The 17,664-nt window shown below is 69.8% G+C and carries 13 protein-coding genes; all 13 read left to right on the forward strand.

From position 1 onward, the window contains the following. The first annotated feature begins 85 nt into the window (after nt 1-85). The 13 genes from CP983_RS38095 to CP983_RS38155 are packed head-to-tail and all read left to right on the forward strand — an operon-like array spanning nt 86 to nt 17,652. Nucleotides 86-1,951, forward strand: a complete 1,866-nt coding sequence (locus CP983_RS38095) for a phage tail sheath subtilisin-like domain-containing protein (RefSeq protein ID WP_150504732.1) — start codon at nt 86-88, stop codon at nt 1,949-1,951. A 33-nt stretch (nt 1,952-1,984) separates the two neighbouring features. Next, nucleotides 1,985-2,509 carry a phage tail protein gene (locus CP983_RS38100; RefSeq protein ID WP_004003113.1) on the forward strand — a complete coding sequence of 175 codons (525 nt, stop codon included), beginning with the start codon at nt 1,985-1,987 and terminating at the stop codon, nt 2,507-2,509. Between the two features lie 26 nt (nt 2,510-2,535). Next, a complete protein-coding gene (locus CP983_RS38105; protein WP_125526713.1) occupies nt 2,536-3,264 on the forward strand; it encodes a T4 family baseplate hub assembly chaperone in 729 nt (242 codons plus the stop codon). Beyond that, a complete protein-coding gene (locus tag CP983_RS38110; protein WP_150504734.1) occupies nt 3,257-3,997 on the forward strand; it encodes a hypothetical protein in 741 nt (246 codons plus the stop codon). Before CP983_RS38105 ends, CP983_RS38110 begins: the two co-directional genes overlap by 8 nt. A 33-nt stretch (nt 3,998-4,030) precedes the next feature. Continuing rightward, nucleotides 4,031-4,948 (forward strand): Pvc16 family protein, encoded by a 918-nt coding sequence (locus CP983_RS38115; protein ID WP_150504736.1) that lies wholly within the window; start codon nt 4,031-4,033, stop codon nt 4,946-4,948. A gap of 33 nt (nt 4,949-4,981) precedes the next feature. Next, complete coding sequence (locus tag CP983_RS38120) at nt 4,982-6,967, forward strand: ATP-binding protein (protein WP_150504738.1); 1,986 nt, start codon at nt 4,982-4,984, stop codon at nt 6,965-6,967. Further along, complete coding sequence (locus CP983_RS38125) at nt 6,958-7,317, forward strand: DUF4424 domain-containing protein (RefSeq protein ID WP_229914836.1); 360 nt, start codon at nt 6,958-6,960, stop codon at nt 7,315-7,317. Before CP983_RS38120 ends, CP983_RS38125 begins: the two co-directional genes overlap by 10 nt. Beyond that, the gene (locus CP983_RS38130) at nt 7,314-14,180 is read left to right on the forward strand and encodes an eCIS core domain-containing protein (protein WP_150504740.1); all 6,867 of its coding nucleotides are present in this window, start codon (nt 7,314-7,316) and stop codon (nt 14,178-14,180) included. The genes CP983_RS38125 and CP983_RS38130 overlap by 4 nt, the downstream gene beginning before the upstream one ends. A gap of 37 nt (nt 14,181-14,217) precedes the next feature. Continuing rightward, on the forward strand, nt 14,218-14,856 hold the full coding sequence (locus CP983_RS38135) for a hypothetical protein (RefSeq protein ID WP_150504742.1): 639 nt from the start codon (nt 14,218-14,220) through the stop codon (nt 14,854-14,856). Beyond that, nucleotides 14,853-15,548 (forward strand): hypothetical protein, encoded by a 696-nt coding sequence (locus CP983_RS38140; protein ID WP_150504744.1) that lies wholly within the window; start codon nt 14,853-14,855, stop codon nt 15,546-15,548. Before CP983_RS38135 ends, CP983_RS38140 begins: the two co-directional genes overlap by 4 nt. Before the next feature lie 10 nt (nt 15,549-15,558). Further along, nucleotides 15,559-15,945, forward strand: a complete 387-nt coding sequence (locus CP983_RS38145; protein WP_125526669.1) for a LysM peptidoglycan-binding domain-containing protein — start codon at nt 15,559-15,561, stop codon at nt 15,943-15,945. Then, nucleotides 15,938-17,077, forward strand: a complete 1,140-nt coding sequence (locus CP983_RS38150; protein WP_150504746.1) for a hypothetical protein — start codon at nt 15,938-15,940, stop codon at nt 17,075-17,077. The genes CP983_RS38145 and CP983_RS38150 overlap by 8 nt, the downstream gene beginning before the upstream one ends. A 38-nt stretch (nt 17,078-17,115) precedes the next feature. Further along, entirely contained in the window at nt 17,116-17,652 is a 537-nt protein-coding gene (locus CP983_RS38155) for a phage baseplate assembly protein V (RefSeq protein WP_125526667.1), read from the forward strand. Nucleotides 17,653-17,664 lie beyond the last annotated feature (12 nt).

The raw sequence follows: 17,664 nt of genomic DNA on the forward strand, positions 1-17,664 counted from the left end.
ATCGCGCACCCGTCCGGACTACTCCCTCTGCCACCTCTTGGTGCCTTCGTCCCGGTGCCCGAGACAGGGATAAGAAGGAGGGGGAATGCCGATGAGCGCGGTGAGCGCAGCCAGGCCGACGTATCCCGGCGTCTACGTCGAAGAGCTTCCCAGCAGCACCCGTACGATCTCGACCCTGACCACGTCCGTGACCGCCTTTGTGGGTCACACCCGACGAGGTCCGCTCAACGAGCCGGTACGCGTCACCAGCTTCACGGAGTTCGAGCGCCGCTTCGGCGGCCTCAGTGCCCAGAGCGCCGTCGGCTACGCGGTCCACCAGTTCTTCGGCAACGGCGGCACCGTGGCGGTGATCGTCCGTGTCGCCAAGGCGGGCAGCGGCAAGGCCGCCTGCGTCACCCTCAAGTCCACCGAGGGCCACAGCGAGGGCCCGGTCCTCGAAGTGCACGCCAAGGAGCCCGGCGTCTGGGGCAACGGCCTGCGCGTCGCCGTCGACCACGACACCCCGTGCCCCGACGAAACCTTCAACCTGAGGGTCTACGACGCCAAGGGCGACGCCCGCGAGAGCTTCACCGGCCTGTCCATGGACACCGGCCACGGCCGCTACGCGCAGACCGTGATCAACGCCGGCTCCAGGCTGATCCGCGTCGAGGTCGTCGGCGAGGGCCGCCCCGACCCGTCCGGCACCGTCTCCAAGCCCTTCGGCGACGAACTCCCGAACCTCGCCGTCGACCTGACGGTCAAGATCGGCGAGGTGGAGCGCGAGTTCACGCTCTACGACCCCGACTGCGACGGCGAAGCCCCGTGCAGCGTGGCCGAGTTGGCGCTGCTCCTCGAGCGCAAGCTGCGCGCCCTGCCCGACGCGCCCGGCAAGCACGCCTTCGCCGGCGCCGAGGTCACCGCCTTCGGCCGCCGTATCCAGGTCGTCGCCGGCTCCACCGACCCCGAGGACGTCGTCCGCTTCCTCGGCGAGTGCGCCAACGACCTCGGTCTGGAGGCCTCCGTCAACCCGCCGGTCTTCCCGCTGGAGGGCGGCGAGGACGGCGAGGCACCGGGACCGCGCGACCTCATCGGCTCCGAGGGCGACAAGACCGGCATCCAGGCGCTGCGCGGCGTCGCCGACGTCAACCTGCTGGCGCTGCCCGAGCTCGCGGCGTACGAGAAGACCGAGGACGCCCTCACCGTCATCTCGGCCGCCCAGCGGCTGTGCGCCGAGCGCCGGATCTTCCTGCTCGTCGACGCGCCCAGCACCTGGGTCAGCGTCGACACCGCACGCGCCGGGCTCGCCGCCTTCGACGCCGTGCGCGGCAACCACGCGGGCCTGTACTTCCCGCACCTCCAGCTCACCGACCCGCTCACGGGCAGGCTGCGGTCCTTCCCGCCGTCCGGCGCGGTCGCCGGCGTCATCGCCAGGACCGACTCCGAGCGCGGCGTGTGGAAGGCCCCGGCCGGCACCGAGGCGCGGCTCGCGGGCGTGCACTCGCTGACCGTCAACCTGACCGACCGCGAGACCGGACTGCTCAACCCGCTCGGCGTCAACTGCCTGCGGACCTTCCCGGTCAACGGCCCGGTCGTGTGGGGCGCGCGCACCCTGGAGGGTTCGGACGCCCTCGACAGCGAGTGGAAGTACGTGCCGGTGCGCAGGCTCGCACTGCACGTCGAGGAGAGCCTCCAGCGCGGCCTCCAGTGGGTCGTGTTCGAGCCCAACGACGAGAACCTGTGGCAGCAGATCCGGCTCGCCGCCTCCTCGTACCTGCACACCCTCTTCCGTCAGGGCGCCTTCAAGGGCGGCACCCCGCGTGAGGCGTACTTCGTCAAGTGCGACGGCGACACGACGACCGCCGAGGACATCGAGAACGGCATCGTCAACGTCCTCGTCGGCATCGCACCGGTCCGGCCGGCGGAGTTCGTGATCGTCAAAATCCAGCAGACGTCCGGGCAGTTCGCGCTCTAGGCGCGGGGAATCGTGGAGAACTGAAGGAATCCGATGGCTGAGTTCACGGTCAACGCGCATCGCTTCGACCCCTACAAGAACTTCAAGTTCCTGGTCCTGTGGGACGGTCGCACGGTCGCCGGCATCAGCAAGATCAGTCCGCTGAAGCGGACGACGGAAGTCGTCAAGCACCGGCACGGAGGCGACCCGTCGTCCCCGCGCAAGTCGCCGGGCCGCTCCGAGTTCGAGGGCATCACCCTGGAGCGCGGCGTCACCCACGACCCCGAGTTCGACCGCTGGGCCAACAAGGTCTGGCAGGTCGGCGCGGGCCTCGGCTCCGAGGTGTCCCTCGCGGACTTCCGCAAGGACATCGTCATCCAGGTCCTCAACGAGGCCGGCCAGGTCGCCGTCTCGCACAAGCTGTACCGGACCTGGCCGAGCGAGTACCAGGTCCTCGGCGAGCTGGACGCCAACGCCAACGCGGTGGCCATCCAGTCGCTGAAGCTCGAGTGCGAGGGCTGGGAGCGGGACTACGAGGTGCCCGAGCCCGAGGAGCCGTCGTTCCTCAACCCCGCTTGACCGGCGGGTAGTCGAGGGGGGACGAGATGGCGATCACCGGGGCGGCCGACCTGCTGGCCACCTGGGAGGCGGGCCTCGCCGAGGCACCGACGGGGCGCGCCCTGCTGCTGCACCGCACGGCACGCCCGGACGTCGACGCGACGACCCTGCCGGTACTGCCGGTGGGGGAGCGCGAGGCCGACCTGTTCACGCTGCGCCGCGCCCTGTTCGGGGAGCGGATGCAGGTGCGGCTGGGCTGCGCCGCCTGCGGCGAGGACATGGAGTTCGACCTCGACGCCGGGGAGTTCGCCCGCTCGCCGATCGGGCCGGACGACTCGATCGTGCGGGTCGAACAGGACGGCTGGGACGTCCGGTTCCGGCTGCCCGGTGTCGCCGACCTGACGGCTGCGGCCCGCTCCGCCGACCCACGTGCCGCCCTGCTCGCGCGCTGCCTCGTCTCGGCGGCCCGCGACGGGGCGGACGTGACCGCGGGTGAGCTGCCCGCCCCGGTGCAGCGCCGGATCGCCGAGGCCGTCGAGTCCGCCGATCCGGGGGCCGACGTGACGCTCAACATCGCCTGCCCCGAATGCGGGGCGGCGACCCGGGCCGAGCTGGACATCGCCTCCTACCTGTGGACCGAACTGGACGCCTGGGCAAGGGACCTGCTGCTCGACGTCCATCTGCTCGCCACGTCGTACGGCTGGAGCGAGCCGGAGATCCTGGCGCTCAGCCCGCTGCGGCGCCGCTACTACCTGGAGCTGTGTGCGGATGTCTGACGCCGACGGGGCGCCGGTGCCCGACTTCCTCGACCGGCTGATCGCCCGGCACGCCCCGGCCGCCACCGGTCCTCGCCCGGACGTGGTGCGGGTACGCCCCCGGCTGCCCGGCCCGTTCGAGCGGGTCGAGGCGGTACGGAGCACCGCGCCGGAGGAGGACGAGGGCTCCGGCCTGCTGTGGCCCGCCACCACACCGGAGGCCGCCCGACCCGGGGAGGCTCCGCGCCCGGCAGCGCCCGCGGCCCGGACGCACACGGAACGGGAGCGGACGGTCGTACACACCGAACGCACCCCGGCCGACCCGGCACCGCGGCCCGCCGCCCTGCCCGAGGTGCCGTTGCTGCGCCCCGTCGCAGCGGTCGAGCCCGGCGCCCTGTCGGCACCCGAGGCCGTGCCGCGGGCGGCGGGCCGAGGGCGCTCCGAGCGGGGCGCCACCCGGAGCGCGGCGTCCACGCCCATCCCCCCGGGCGCGGAAGCCGCCACCCCCGCCGCCGTGTCGACCCCCCTGCGGCCCAGCGCCGCTGACACGGCGGCGGCCCGGGACGCCGTACGACAGGCCGTTGCCCGGCGCCCGGGGAAGGCGCCCGAGCAGGTGGTTCAGGTACAGATCGGGCGGCTGGAGGTGACGGCAGGACCGGCACCGTCCGGCGGCGGCCGGCAGCGGACGCCCGCGCCGGGGCGCGCCGGGGCGACCGTGAGCCTGGCCGACTACCTGGCCCGGGGGCGTGAGTGACATGACGGACCGAGGAACCGAGGAACCGACTCCATGAGCAACGCACTCGCCATCGCCCATGTCACCCAGGCCCTCGCCCTGCTGCTCGCGTCCAACGTGGGCCCGGAGTTCGACGAGGCCGTGAAGGTGGAGCCGCACAAGCCGCCGACGGAACCGCCGGACTACCCCACCATCAACGTCTTCCTGTACCAGGTCACGCCCAACACCTCGATGCGCAACAACGACCTGCCGACCCGGGCGTCCGACGGCACGCTGGTGAAACGGCCAGCGGCCGCGCTGGACCTGCACTACGTCATCAGCGCGTACGGCGACGAGACGACCCTGGTCGGGCAGCGGCTGATCGGCTCCGTGGTGCGGACCCTGCACGAGATCCCGGTGCTGCCGAAGGACGTCATCGAGGAGACCGGTCATCTCCCGCACCTGGCGGGCAGCGACCTCGCGGAGGCGACCCAGCGGGTGCGCCTCACGCCGACGGTGATGGACATCGACGAGACGTCGAAGCTGTGGGGGATGCTCCACCAGACGCCGTACGCGCTGTCCGTGGTCTACCAGGCCACCCTGGTCCTCATCGACGGCCGCGAGCAGCCGGTGCCGGCCAAGCCGGTCGAGCGGCCGGAGGTACGGGTGCTGCCGTTCGGGGCGCCGGGGGCACCGGTTCCGCCCGGGGCGGGGGCCGACGACCGTACGTCGGTCGATGGCTCGGCGATCGAGGCGGCTGATGTCCAAGAGGGGCAGGCGCCCGGCAAGGCCGTCGCCAAGGCCGCGGCCAAGGGCAGGACGCCTGCGAAGACCGCCGCGTCGGCACCGGCCAAGGCCGCCGCCAGGACACCCGCGAAGGCACCGGCCAAGGCCCCTGCACGCGGGCGCAAGGCGGCCGCCACCCAGACCGGCAGATCGGGCAAGACGGGTGGCGCGGCGCCGGACGGCGGAGCCGAAGGCACCGAGAACTGACACGGCATGGGAACGACGGGGGCAGGTGAGGGCATGGGGACGAACGAGCCGGGCACGGCGGCGACTTCGCGCACGACGGGCGGCCACGACGTGGGCGCGACGCTGATCGAGGAGATCCGTCGCGTCCTCGCCCGCGTCGACGCCCACGCCCGGGCCGCCGACGCCGACGAGGCAGCCGCCCCGGAGACCACCGCCGGCCCGACGCCCCCGGCGGCACCGGGCACCGCCCCGCTCGACGCCCTCGTCACCTGCTTCGGGCTGACCTCCTTCGAACGCGACGTGATCCTCCTCGCCGCCGCCGACGAGCTGGACCCGACGACCGCCGCCCGCTGCGCCGCGGCCTGCGGTGACCCGCAGCGGGCGTACCCGACGTTCTCGCTCGCCCTGGCCGCCCTCGCCGACCCGCACTGGAGCGCGCTCACCCCCGTCGCACCGCTGCGCCGCTGGCGGATCGCGGAACTGGACGACGAGTCCCGGCTGACCACCTCCCGTCTCCGTCTGGACGAGCGGATCCTGCACTTCCTGCTGGGCTCGCCCTATCTGGACGCCCGGCTGCACGGCCGCCTGCGCCGCACCTCGGTGCCGGAGCAACTGCCGCCGTCGTACGACCTGGCCGCGAGCCGCGTCGCCGAGGGCTGGACGACCGGGGCGAGCCCCGACGCGCCGCTGCTCGTCGAGGTGACCGGCGGTGACCTGCGCAGCCGCGCCGAGATAGCCGCCGCAGCGGCCGCCCGCTCCGGGCTCGGGCTGTACGCGATGGGCGCCGAGGACATGCCCACCGACCCCGCCGAACGCGACCGGCTGGCCCGGCTCTGGCAGCGCGAGGCGATCCTGCTGCCGTCCGCGCTGCTCCTCGAGGTCGGCGACCTGGACCGCGACCAGCGGGCGGCGACGGAGGCGTTCCTCGCCGGAGCGGCCGTACCGGTCGTCGTGTCCAGCGAGGACCCACTGCGCACCGATCGCCCGCACGGCGCGCGGGTGGCGGTGCCGCGCCTCGACGACGAGGAGCAGGTGGAGCTGTGGGGCCGGGCGATGCATCCGATCGCCGACCTGGACGACGTCGAACTCCGCTCCCTGGTCGCCCAGTTCCAGCTGCCGCCGCACGTCATCAGGTCCGCCGCCGCGACCGTACGCCGCCGACTGCCCTACGAGGACCTCGACGCCGCCCAACTCGCCTGGCGGGCGGGTCTGGAGGAGGCCCGCATCGGGATGGACGAACTGGGCCGCCGTATCGAACCGGGGGCGGCCTGGGGCGACCTGGTCCTCCACGACCGGCAGACCGGCGTCCTGCGGGAGATCGTCGCCCATGTCCGCCAGCGCGCCACCGTCCACCAGGAATGGGGATTCGCCGGCACCCTGCGGCGCGGCCTCGGCGTCACGGCCCTCTTCGCGGGCGGCTCCGGCACCGGCAAGACGCTCGCCGCCGAGGTCATGGCGAAGGAACTCGGCCTCGACCTCTTCATCGTCGATCTCTCCCAGGTCGTCAGCAAGTACATCGGCGAGACCGAGAAGAACCTGCGCCGGGTCTTCGACGCCGCCGAACGCGGCGGTGCGCTGCTGCTGTTCGACGAGGCCGACGCGCTGTTCGGCAAGCGCAGCGAGGTCAAGGACAGCCACGACCGGTACGCCAACCTGGAGGTCAGCTACCTCCTGATGCGTATGGAGGCTTACCGCGGCCTCGCCATCCTCACCACCAACATGAAGAAGGCCCTCGACACGGCCTTCCTGCGCCGCATCCGCTTCGTCGTCGACTTCCCCTTCCCGGCCGAGCACGAGCGCGCCGAGATCTGGCGCCGGGTGCTGCCGTCGCAGGCGCCTGTCAAGGGCATCGACGCGGACCTGCTCGCCCAGCTCACCGTCGCGGGCGGCTCGATCCGCAACATCGCACTGTCCGGGGCGTTCCTGGCGGCCGAGGAGGGCGACCGCCTCCAGATGCGCCACATGCTGGCGGCGGCCCGCACGGAGTACCAGAAGCTGGAGCGCTCGCTTACTCCGGGGGAGGTGCGGGGATGGGTGTGAACGGGTCGCAGCGTGACGAGCCGCGGGAGATTCGAGTCGAGCCGCGGGAGATCCGCGACGAGCTGCGCGGGACCCGCGTCGAGCCGCGGGAGATCCGCGTCGAGATCGGCGAACTCGCCCTGAACGGCTTCGCCGTGGACCCGGAGCGGGTGTCGGTCGCCTTCGAACGCGAGCTGACCCGGCTGATCGAGGCCCACGGAGTCCCGCTCGCAGTGGACGGCGCCGTCGCCGTCGACGCCCTGACCGACCTCCCGCCGCTGCCCGCCGGCCTCACCGCCCGCCGCCTCGGCCAGGAACTGGCCCGCGCGGTGCACGAAGGGCTCAGCGGCCACGGGGAGGTGACCCGATGAGCTCCCAGACGCAGGACGGCCACGCCGAACAGTCCGCGGAACAGCGCCGCCGCAAGCGCAAGGAGCGCGCGGCCAAGTCCCGCACGCTGGAACCGAAGGAGATCGTCAGCGGCGCGGGCCAGCCGCTGGACCCGGGCGTACGCCGGGATCTGGAGGAACGCCTCGGCCACGACCTCAGCCGCGTACGCCTACACACTGGCCGCGATGCGGGGCAGCTGACCGAGCTGCTGGGCGCGGACGCGGTGGCCGTGGGCCAGGACGTCTTCTTCGCGGAGGGCACCTTCAAGCCGGGCACGGACGAGGGCCGCCGCCTCCTCGCCCACGAGCTCTTGCACACGGTCCAGAACCCGCACGGGCTGGGCACGTTGCGTGCGGGGCGGGAGCTGGGGGCGGTGAGTCTGCCTCAGCAGGCGATCGAGAGGGAGGCGGAGAGCGCGGCGCAGGACGTCGTCCGCGAGCCGGAGGCGGGGCCGGAGACCGCGGACGTCGAGCAGGACCAGGCGACGCCCGGGTGGCTGCGGTACGCCACGGTGGACGCGGACCGGAACCGGGCCGAGGCCATGGACCCGGCGACCCTCGTCGACCGTCTCGCCAACACGGTCATCCGGTCGCTCCGCACCGACCCGACGGACAGCGCGCAGCGCGTCCGCGCCTCCCTGGCCCCGCTCTCGGAGGAGCTTCAGGAGCGCGTACTGGATCGCCTGGAGCACCGGCTGCTCACCTTCGAGCACGACTTCGTGGTTGACCTGGTCACGGAGATCGACGAGGACGGCCAGGCGGAGAGCGAGGCCACCGCCCGACAGCGTGGCTTCCTTGCTCCGGAGGTCGAGGAGGACACCGCCGAGGACGTACAGGCGGAGCGGGAGAAGGAGCAGGAGGCTGCTCAGGAGAAGCAGCAGCGCAACGAGCGGACGGGGCCCGCTCCCGGCCCGGAGAAGCAGCCCGTGAACAGGGCCGGGAACACCGCTCCCGCCGCGGGCAGTACGCCGGAGAACGCGGGAGGCACGATCCCGCAGGGCGGTACTCCGGGCGCGGACGCCGGGAAGGCGGAGGACGACAAGGAGGCCGACCCGCGCACGGGCGGGGACGCGTCCAGCCCCAAGGGGGACGGGGAGCAGCCCACTTCGCCCGCCGCACAGTCCGAGCAGAAGCCGGCGCAGCAGGGGACCGCGGCCGGCGGCAGGACAGCAGCGCAGGCCGCCGGGAAGCAGTCCGAGAAGTCGGGTGCAGAGAAGAGCGGACAGCAGGGGCAGCAGCAGGACAAGGGGGACAAGGGGAAGCAGGGCGGCGGGAAGGACGGCGACCGGGCTGGGGCGAAGCAGGCCGAGGAGAAGGCCAAGAAGGAAGCCGGCCAGGAAGAGGCGGCGGGCCCGCGCGCCGACGCCGAGGACGAGGCCACCAAGGCCCGTGAGAGCGCCGTCGCGGCCGAGGCGGCCAAGAAGGACGAGCCGGGCCGCGACGAAGGCATCGCCTCTGGCACGGGCAAGGACGACGGCTTCCCCGGCCGTGCCGGCACGCTGGACGCGGCCCGCGCCCAGGACCAGGAGGGCGAGGAGGAACGGGAGGAGTCCTCCGGCCAAGGCGGCGGCTCCGAGGTGGAGGTCGGCGGCGGGGAGCAGAGTGCCTGGGACATCAAACTCAGGCCGGAGGACTTCCTTCCCGAGCAGGACCTCGACTTGTCGAGCGTTCCGACTTCCGAGCAGATCGACGAGTCCGCCGCGAATTCCGCCCCACCCACCCCCTCCTTCCCTGCCTCGATGCCGACCAGGGCCGACAAGGTGCAGGCCCAGCGTGAGCAGGAGGACGAGGAGGACGCCGAGCGCGAGGCGGCGGCGAAGAAGGACGACCCGGGCACCGACGACTCCCCGCCCGTGCCGGGCGCCGAGGAGAGGGCCGCGGAGCAGGGCCGCCCTACGGAGAGCGAGCTCGACCCCGAGGAGAGGTCGGAGCCCAAGCCTGCACCGGGCGTGGCTTCCAGGGACCCCAAACAGGGCGACGACCCCAAGGCGGGTCCGGTCGCCGCCGAGGCCAACACGCAGGACACCAAGGACCGTTCGAAGGAGACCGGCGGCGGAACGGCCGAGCAGGCCGCCAAGGACGAGAAGGGCACGCCGACCGCGGGCGGACCGGGCGACAAGACGTCGGGCGGCGACAAGGGCTCCGCGCAGGCCCGTTCCGACACCTCGGCCACCCAGTCCCCCTCGGACACGGTCAAGAAGGGGGCCGAGGGGGAGAAGGCGGCCTCCGAAGAGGGCGCGACGGGAGCGTCGAAGACCGAGGAGTCCCCTGGCCCGCAGGAGTCGAAGGGACCCAAGGACCAGGGCGGGAGCGGCACTTCGGACAACTACGCGTCCGGCGGGGGGACGACCGACTCCGACGGCTCGACGGACGTCGGTGCGACGTCGTCGTCCGACTCGACCTCCAGCCGGCCTTCCGGCAGCGACAACTCCGCCTCGGAGACGGCGAGTTTGGGTTCGCGTACGGAGTCCCGCTCTTCCTCTCGTGCGGAGAAGACGAGCCCAAGGGCTCAAGAACCGCGTACGGAAAAGCCGAAGGAGCAGGCACCGCAGCAGGAGAGCAAGGCGGAGACCAAGGCCGACTCCGAGGGCGGGGCCGACTCCGGCTCCCGGGCCACTCCCGCAGCAGCACGCGGCGGTGGTGGCGGCGGTGCCTCGAAGGGCGGCTCGACGGGCGGCGGGAAGAGCTCCGGAGCCAAAGGAAAGAAGGCGTCCAAGGCGGCGCCGGACCTCTCCGGCGGCTCCCCCGAGGAGGGCCTCGCCGCCGCGTCGAATCTCAAGCCGCACCAAGCCGTCGAGGCGATGGACAGCGTCGGCGGCGCCGTGGACAAGGACGTCGGCAAGGAACACAAGCAGCTGGCGTCCAAGCCGCCCGCCATGGACCGTCCCACCGGCGCCCCGAAGACCCTGCACGGCAAGCCGGACGCCGAGGAAGCGGCGCAGTACAACGAGGACAAGGCCCAGCGCGCCGAGGATGCCAAGGACGAGAAGGCCGAGGTCAAGGGCGAGAAGAAGCCGGAAGGCAAGATCGACGCCGAGGAGATGGAGGAGCCGGACTTCTTCGATCAGATCGGGATGATGGCCGGCTACGCCATCGGTGGGATCGGCGACTGGCTCGGCTTCGACGTCACGGCGGAGGACCTGGCCGCGCAGTTCGCCGGCATGCCCACCAAGGACGAGGCCATGAAGGAGGCGCAGAACGGCACTGCGCCGGGCGTCGACATGAAGGGCCAGGCCGACGACAAGACCGAGGAACAGGGCGGCAACACCGACGACAAGAGCCAGGAGGCCGCCGAGACCGGCGCCGACGACGCCGGTCGCAGGATGGGCGAGGACCAGATCTACCCGGACGCGCCGAAGGAACGGCTCGAAGGGAAGGTGCCTGCCGAACAGGGCGGCAAGTCGCGCGTCGGCGGAGGCGGTGCGGGCACCGGTGCGGTGCCGCCCGAAGCGGCCTCGGAAGTGGCCGAGCACGAGCGCAAGCCGCAGTTCAAGAAGGCTCTCAGTGACGGCCGCCAGGACATGGGCAAGGGCCGGGAGAAGAAGACCCAGGACACCCGCACGTCCCAGGAGAAGCACAAGCGGCAGGTCGACAAGGAAGTCCAGTCCAACACCCAGGAGCAGACGGGCAAGCGCGGGGGCGTACTGACGGACGTGGACAAGCAGCGCTCCGACTGGACCAAGGACCAGGACGAAGAGCTGAAGAAGCTCGGTACGAAGAGGTCGGACCGCGAGAAGAAGATCCGGGACGACGTCAAGAAGGAAGAGGAGGACACCGACAAGGACGTCGACAAGCAGAAGGAGACCAGCGACAAGGACGTCAAGGACAAGGGCAACAAGGCCGAGGAGGACGCGGAGAAGAAGAAGGACGAGAAGGTCGACGACTCCAAGGGCTGGCTGTCGAAGACGCTCGACTGGATCAAAGAGAAGTTCATCGAGCTGCGGGACAAGGTCGTCCAGATCATCAAGGACGCCCGCGAGGCGATCGTCGAGGCGCTGAAGAACTTCAAGGAGACGGTCGAGGGCTGGATCAACGCGGCCCGTGAGGGCATCGTCGCGATGATCAAGAAGTTCATCGAGGACCTGATCGAGTTCGTCGTGTCCTTGGTTGAAGCGATCATTGAAATCGGCCGCCGTATCCGCAAGTTCATCACGGACCTGATCAACGCGGCGCTCGCGTTCGTCACCAGGCTCGCGGCGGCCCTGAAGCAGATCATGAAGGATCTGCTGGAGTCCATTGCGAAGCAACTCAGCGACATCCTGAACGTCCTGAAGAAGATGCTCCTCGACGTCCTGAAGGCCTGTAAGGACGCCCTCAAGGCGGTCCTCGACTTCGCGACGAAGTTCATCGCCGCCTTCGGTGAGTTCATGATGATCCTGGTCGACATCCTCTCGGACCCCGGCGGCTGGCTCAGCGGCGCGAAGAACTCCGCGTACGACGGTGCGAAGAACCATCTCTTCAACGAGGTCAAGAGCGCCGTCAAGCAGTGGTTCAACGACAAGGTCAAGGAGATCACCGGCCTGACCGAAGCCGTCTGGAACAAGCTCATGAAGGGCGGCTGGACCATTGAGAAGATCGCCAAGGAGGTGTGGGACGCGATCGTTCCCCAACTCCCCTTCATCATCGGCGAGATCGTCATCACAAAGGTCCTGGCGAAGCTCATCCCCGGCGCCGGCTGGGGCGCGGCCATCCTGGAGGCCATCCAGGCTGCGATCGGCTCACTGGGCGAGATCCTCAAGGCCATCGGCGCGGTCATCACCTGGCTGAAGTCCGTACGCCAGGGCGGCGCGGGTGTCCTGTTCGCCAAGGCGATCGCGGCGGGCATCGTGGTCCTGCTGGAGATGGCCTACGAGTTGATCCTCAGCGGGATCGGCAAGTACGTGTCGAAGGTGGGCAAGCGGTTGAAGGGCGTGGCCGCGAACCTGGGCAAGGACAAGGGCGGCGGCACGGGCAGGGGCAAGGACGGGCAGGGCGGGGACGAGGGCGCGCCCTCGTCGACACCACCCAAGAAGCAGACGTCCACGACGCCACCCGACAAGAAGTCCCAGGAGACACCGGTCAAGCCGAAGGACCAGGCCGCCGCTCCTGGAAGGCCGAAGGACCAGCCCGGCCCTGGCAGGCCCAAGGACCAGGCCGCTCCCGGCAAGCCCAAGGACGAGGACGGCCCGGCCCAGCCGAAGGACCAGGACGCGTCGGCCAGGCCCAAGGGCACTCAACCTCTGTCCTCCAAGCCCAAGAGCCCCACGAACAGGACCGACAAGGACCACGGCAGGACCGACGCCAAGAACAACACCCCGAGCGACAAGTCCACGAAGCCGACGCCGCCCACGGCCAAGGACAAGAACGGCAAGCCGAAGAACGAGGACACGAGCGACAAGAAGGACACGCAGCCGACTCCGTCGCCGAAGCCCACCGCACCGAAGCCGGGCAAGGGCGATGGCCCGGACAGCGCGAAGAAGGACAGCACGAAGGGGAACGAGGACAAGGGGCAGGACCCCAATCGGCGCCCCGACCCCGACTCCAAGAAGGACGACTCCGACACCGGGGGCGGCAAGAAGGACAACGACGGATCCGGCACGAAAGACAAGACCGATTCGGACGGCAAGGACAGCCCCGGGAAGAAGGACGCGGACGGCCCCGGGAAGAAGGACGCGGACGGCCCCGGTAAGAAGGACACCGACGGCAAGGGCAAGAGTGACGGCGCCGCACGCCCTCGCCCCGGCAAGAAGGGCCCAGGCAGGCCCAAGTCCAAGCAGGAGAAGGACAGGAAGAAAAAGGAAGAGGAGGATTCCCAGGACGACCGGTTGCCGGCGATCGTGGCAAGGATCCGTCCTCCGCTTCGCCAGAAGATGCGACACGGCATCCCCCGCTCGACGTACCTCGCTGTCCTGAAGGCGTATCAGCTTCGCTATCGGCTCACGGGACTCAAGCCCGTCGGCGGAGACCCCTTCACCCTTATGGCATCCCTGAAATACTCGCTCCCGGTAGTCGACGGCGACTATTCGGAGCCCCGGTCCCAGCCGCATGCCTATCTTCAACCTCCCGGTGCACCGGCCAGTGGGCTGCCGGAGCCGGAAATGCCCGCGTGGACGAGCGCCAGGGCAAGCACGATCGAGGCTCAATACCTGAGCTTCAAGCGCAAACCGAAGGGGCGTGAGCCCGGCGACGCGATGCCGCCCGGCTGGGCCTACCTCACTGATCCCGCCAACAGTCATCTCTGGGGAGAGAGCGGGGCATGGGTGAGGGCCCACCTCCTCCCGGCCCGACTGGGCGGGTGGAACTCCGAGAACAACCTCGTGCCGGCTCGCCGTGGTGTGAATAAGGACCTGGAACTGAACCTGGAGAAGCTGGCCTACGACGACAGCAAGAAGGATCCTATCTGGTACGAATCCAAGGTGACCTTCGGAAACACCGGCGTCATCAGGTCGGGCCCCCACGTACCGATCAAGCACATCCCGACCCAGATAACGTCCACATACGGCATGCATGAGAAGAAGCACGGTAAATCCGGTGACCGTCGAGATCACTGGGATCGACTGGGTTTGAAAAAGTCCTACACGCTTGACATTGAGCCACCCCAGCGGGCCGAAGGGAGTCAGCTCTATATCAACACTTATGGCGACGTCCAGATGGTGAAGTACCTCGGCATATCAAAGGACTTGGCCAGGGAAATCCGGAAGCAGCGCGAGATGGAGCCCGGACGCGAATTCACGAGCCTGAGGCACTTCGAGAGCAGCATGAAAAATCGACTTGGGCAAAATTCGCAACGTCTACAGGAAGCCATCAATAAAATTAAGGCGCTTGGCTGGAAAGTGTCCTGGCTCAAGCTTCACCGGGAAAGGTAGGGATCAAATGCGTCCATATGAGCGCAGTTTGCTCCAAGTGCTCCGCGAGGTGCGCGAATCACCGTTCTGTGATGTCGTGTACGAGGAGATGGGTCCGGGTGGGACAGGGATTGATCCCACCGGTATCTTCCAGCTGATGGCGGAGGAAGGTTTTCCACTCACTGAACGGCTAAAGGAGTCTTACTTCCCATACCGTTTCATAGCGCAGCACTGGCGTGCCGCAGATCCCGAGGTATCACTTGTCGGCGACTTCTGTGTCATGAATATCGACGCCAGCAGTGAACGAAAGCTTGAGCCTTTGGAAGACTTCATTTGGTACGAAAGTGACCGAGCGCTCCTCTCTGAACTCTCGATCCTCGACAACATCGCGCGGGGTGGCAGCGGCCAACTGGCCACGATGCGGTTCCTGCCAGGCGTGTCGAGCCCGGAGATCTGGTACCTCGATAGATTCCACACCTTCGTCAAGCTCGACATGGATTACCGCGACTACCTGGACAACCTCATCATCACGAAGGGTGTCATCGGTTGGCAGTACCTGTTCGCCGATGTCTCGCTCGGCGCCGACGAATTCGGCAACACCCTGGATGATCTCAGGACCATGCTGCGCATCTTCCCGGAACAGTTCCCGGACCACGACTACGCGCCTCTGCAAGAACGCCTGGAGGCCCGCCTATGACTCGCTACGCCGACATCCCCAAACCCATCCGCTCCGGAATAGTCGTACTCAACCCCGACACCGGCACCCCCCAGCGGATCATCGTCCTGCAGTTCAACCCGGACACCCTGGAGCGCAGCGTCGCCCCCCAGTCGGCCGGCGACAGTGGTGACTCCGGAAGTGGGGGTGCCGGGAGCGGCGATCGTAATGAGGCTCTCCGGCTCAAGGGCCCCGCTCAGGAGACCTGGAAGTTCACCGCCGAGATCGACGCCACCGATCAGTTCGAAGTCGCCGCGCCCGATGGGATCCACCCGCAGCTCGCCACGCTCGAAATGCTGGTGCAGCCGACCACGGCCCAGCTCCGCGCAGCGATGAAGCTGTCGCAGAAGGGCGCGATCGAGATCAGTCCGATCGAGATGCCGCTGACGCTCTTCACCTGGGGGAGCAAGCGGGTCATGCCCGTGCGGCTCACCGAGTTGTCCGTCAATGAGTCGGCGTTCGACGTGAACCTCAACCCGATCCGCGCCTCCCTCAGCATCGGCATGAAGATCCTCACCGTCAGCGATCTCCCCGCCGGGCACCGCGGAGCGGACCTGTACATGGCGCACCTCGCGCAGAAGGAGCGGCTCGCGGCGGCCGCGCGCGGTGGCGGCCTCGGTTCGCTCGGGCTCGGCGGCGGCCTCGGAACCAACGTCGTGATCGGAAGGGGCTGAGGAGACACCCATGGCCGAGATAGAGCCCTACGAGAACGCCCTCGACGCGATACCGGGCGCCCATCCCTACCCCCGCACCAGCCGCTACCACGACGCCGAGATCGGCATCCACCGGCAGCCCGACGGGACCGAAGTGCGGTACACCAAGCGCCGCCTGCTGCCCCCGCTCGACCCGGCCGGTCCCGACAGCGATCTCAACCAGCCCCACACCGTCGGCGCCGGCGAGCGCCCCGACCTGCTCGCGCAGCGGTACTTCGGTGACCCCTCCCAGTGGTGGCAGATCGCCGACGCCAACCCCGTACTCGATCCACGCGAGTTGACCGACGAGGCGGGCCGCGTCATCGACATCCCGCTCGCCGGCGGGTTCCCGGGCGGCAGGGGAGACCGGCGTGTTTGATCTGCCCGTGGGGCAGGGCCCCGTCCACATCACGCTCCTCATGGGGCCCAAGCTCGCCCGGCCCGTCCCGGCCGAGGTGACCGAGGCCCTGCTGTCCGCCCAGATCACCGCCACCGCGGGGGAGCGCAGTGGGTTTCAGCTCGCCTTCGACCTCACCAAGAACGGGATCATCAGCCGACGGCTGCTCCCCGAAGGCTTCTTCGATCCGAAGACGCGCCTCGTCGTCACCGTCTCCGTCAAGGGCACCTCGGACGTGCTCTTCGACGGGCTCGTCGTACGGCACGAGGTCGGCGCCAGCAACCAGCCCGGCCACTCCACCCTCACCGTCACCGGCGAGGACCTCACCCTCCTCATGGACCTGGAGGAGCGCACCGCGCGGTACCCGAACCTGCCGCCCTCCGAACGTGTCCTCGCCATCCTGCGCCGCTACTCCGACTACGGCATCCGGCCCGACGTCTACACCGAGAAGGTCGCCCAACCCCCGCACCAGGACCTCCGCGTGCACTACCAGACCGGCACCGACCTGCAGTACGTCACCGAGCTCGCGCGGGCCAACGGCTACACCTTCTACCTCGAACCCGGACCGAACCCCGGCCAGTCGAGCGCCCGTTGGGGACCCGAGGTCCGCCTCGGCATCCGCCAGCACGCCCTCAACGTCAACATGGACGCCAACTCCACCGTGGACCAGCTGACGTTCGCCTACGACGGCACCGCACGCGAGGAGCCGCAGGCCCGCTGGCAGAACCCCGAGACCCGGCAGTCGGACCTGCTCCCGCAGCCGTCCATCAGCCCGCTGCGCCCGCCCCTCGGCAAGCGGCCCACCCCGGCCCTCAAACGCAGGACGCTCTCCGGCACCGCCAAGCAGCAGCGCGAGCAGGCCGAGGCCGAACTCCTCGCCCGTGCCGCCGTGTCCGCCGACGTCGTCTCCGGCTCCGGCTCGCTCGACGTCATCCGGCACGGCTACATCCTCCAGCCCCGCCAGCTCGTCGGCGTACGCGGCTCGGGACGGGCGTACGACGGCGACTACTTCGTCAAGTCCGTCACGCACAACCTCCGTCCGGGCTCGTACCAGCAGAACTTCACCCTCTCCAGGGAGGGCCTCGAAGCGCGCAGCGACTACGTCCGGCCGTAACCACCCGTAAGACACCACCGACCAGGAGCAACTCCACCATGGCGGCACCCAGCAATCGCTACCTCGGCAAGTTTCGCGGCCGGGTCGTCAGCAACGACGACCCGCTGCGCATCGGCCGTATCACCGTCGAGGTCCCGGACGTCCTCGGCAACGAGCCGTCCACCTGGGCGCTGCCCTGCCTGCCGTTCACCGGGCCGGAGTCGGGGCAGTTCGTGGTGCCGCCGCCGGGCGCGGGCGTGTGGGTGGAGTTCGAGCAGGGGGATCCGAGCTTCCCGGTGTGGACCGGGTGCTGGTACGGCGCGGCCGAGGAACTGCCGCCCGACGCGCGGCGGGAGCTCCAGGGCAACTCGCCGAACAAGCCCGTCGTCGTGCAGACGCCCCAGGCGCACAAGCTCGTCATGAACGACACCGCCGGCGCCGAGCAGGGAATCCTGCTCCAGGCCCAGGGCGGCGCATACATCCGTATCACCAGGGAGGCCGTGGTCATCTCGACCGGCGCGGGCGCCGAGATCCTGCTGCGCGGCAACGAAGTGACCATCAACGAGGGCCAGTTGACCGTGCTCTCCAAGCGATGAGAAAGACGGGGG

Source organism: Streptomyces chartreusis (genome assembly GCF_008704715.1).
Taxonomy (GTDB): Bacteria; Actinomycetota; Actinomycetes; order Streptomycetales; family Streptomycetaceae; genus Streptomyces; species Streptomyces chartreusis.

Excerpts from the sequence above, each read along its gene's own strand:
- CP983_RS38095 (WP_150504732.1), top strand. The coding sequence starts at position 86 with ATGCCGATGAGCGCGGTGAGCGCAGCCAGGCCGACGTATCCCGGCGTC.
- CP983_RS38100 (WP_004003113.1), top strand. The coding sequence starts at position 1,985 with ATGGCTGAGTTCACGGTCAACGCGCATCGCTTCGACCCCTACAAGAAC.
- CP983_RS38105 (WP_125526713.1), top strand. The coding sequence starts at position 2,536 with ATGGCGATCACCGGGGCGGCCGACCTGCTGGCCACCTGGGAGGCGGGC.
- CP983_RS38110 (WP_150504734.1), top strand. The coding sequence starts at position 3,257 with ATGTCTGACGCCGACGGGGCGCCGGTGCCCGACTTCCTCGACCGGCTG.
- CP983_RS38115 (WP_150504736.1), top strand. The coding sequence starts at position 4,031 with ATGAGCAACGCACTCGCCATCGCCCATGTCACCCAGGCCCTCGCCCTG.
- CP983_RS38120 (WP_150504738.1), top strand. The coding sequence starts at position 4,982 with ATGGGGACGAACGAGCCGGGCACGGCGGCGACTTCGCGCACGACGGGC.
- CP983_RS38125 (WP_229914836.1), top strand. The coding sequence starts at position 6,958 with ATGGGTGTGAACGGGTCGCAGCGTGACGAGCCGCGGGAGATTCGAGTC.
- CP983_RS38130 (WP_150504740.1), top strand. The coding sequence starts at position 7,314 with ATGAGCTCCCAGACGCAGGACGGCCACGCCGAACAGTCCGCGGAACAG.
- CP983_RS38140 (WP_150504744.1), top strand. The coding sequence starts at position 14,853 with ATGACTCGCTACGCCGACATCCCCAAACCCATCCGCTCCGGAATAGTC.
- CP983_RS38145 (WP_125526669.1), top strand. The coding sequence starts at position 15,559 with ATGGCCGAGATAGAGCCCTACGAGAACGCCCTCGACGCGATACCGGGC.
- CP983_RS38155 (WP_125526667.1), top strand. The coding sequence starts at position 17,116 with ATGGCGGCACCCAGCAATCGCTACCTCGGCAAGTTTCGCGGCCGGGTC.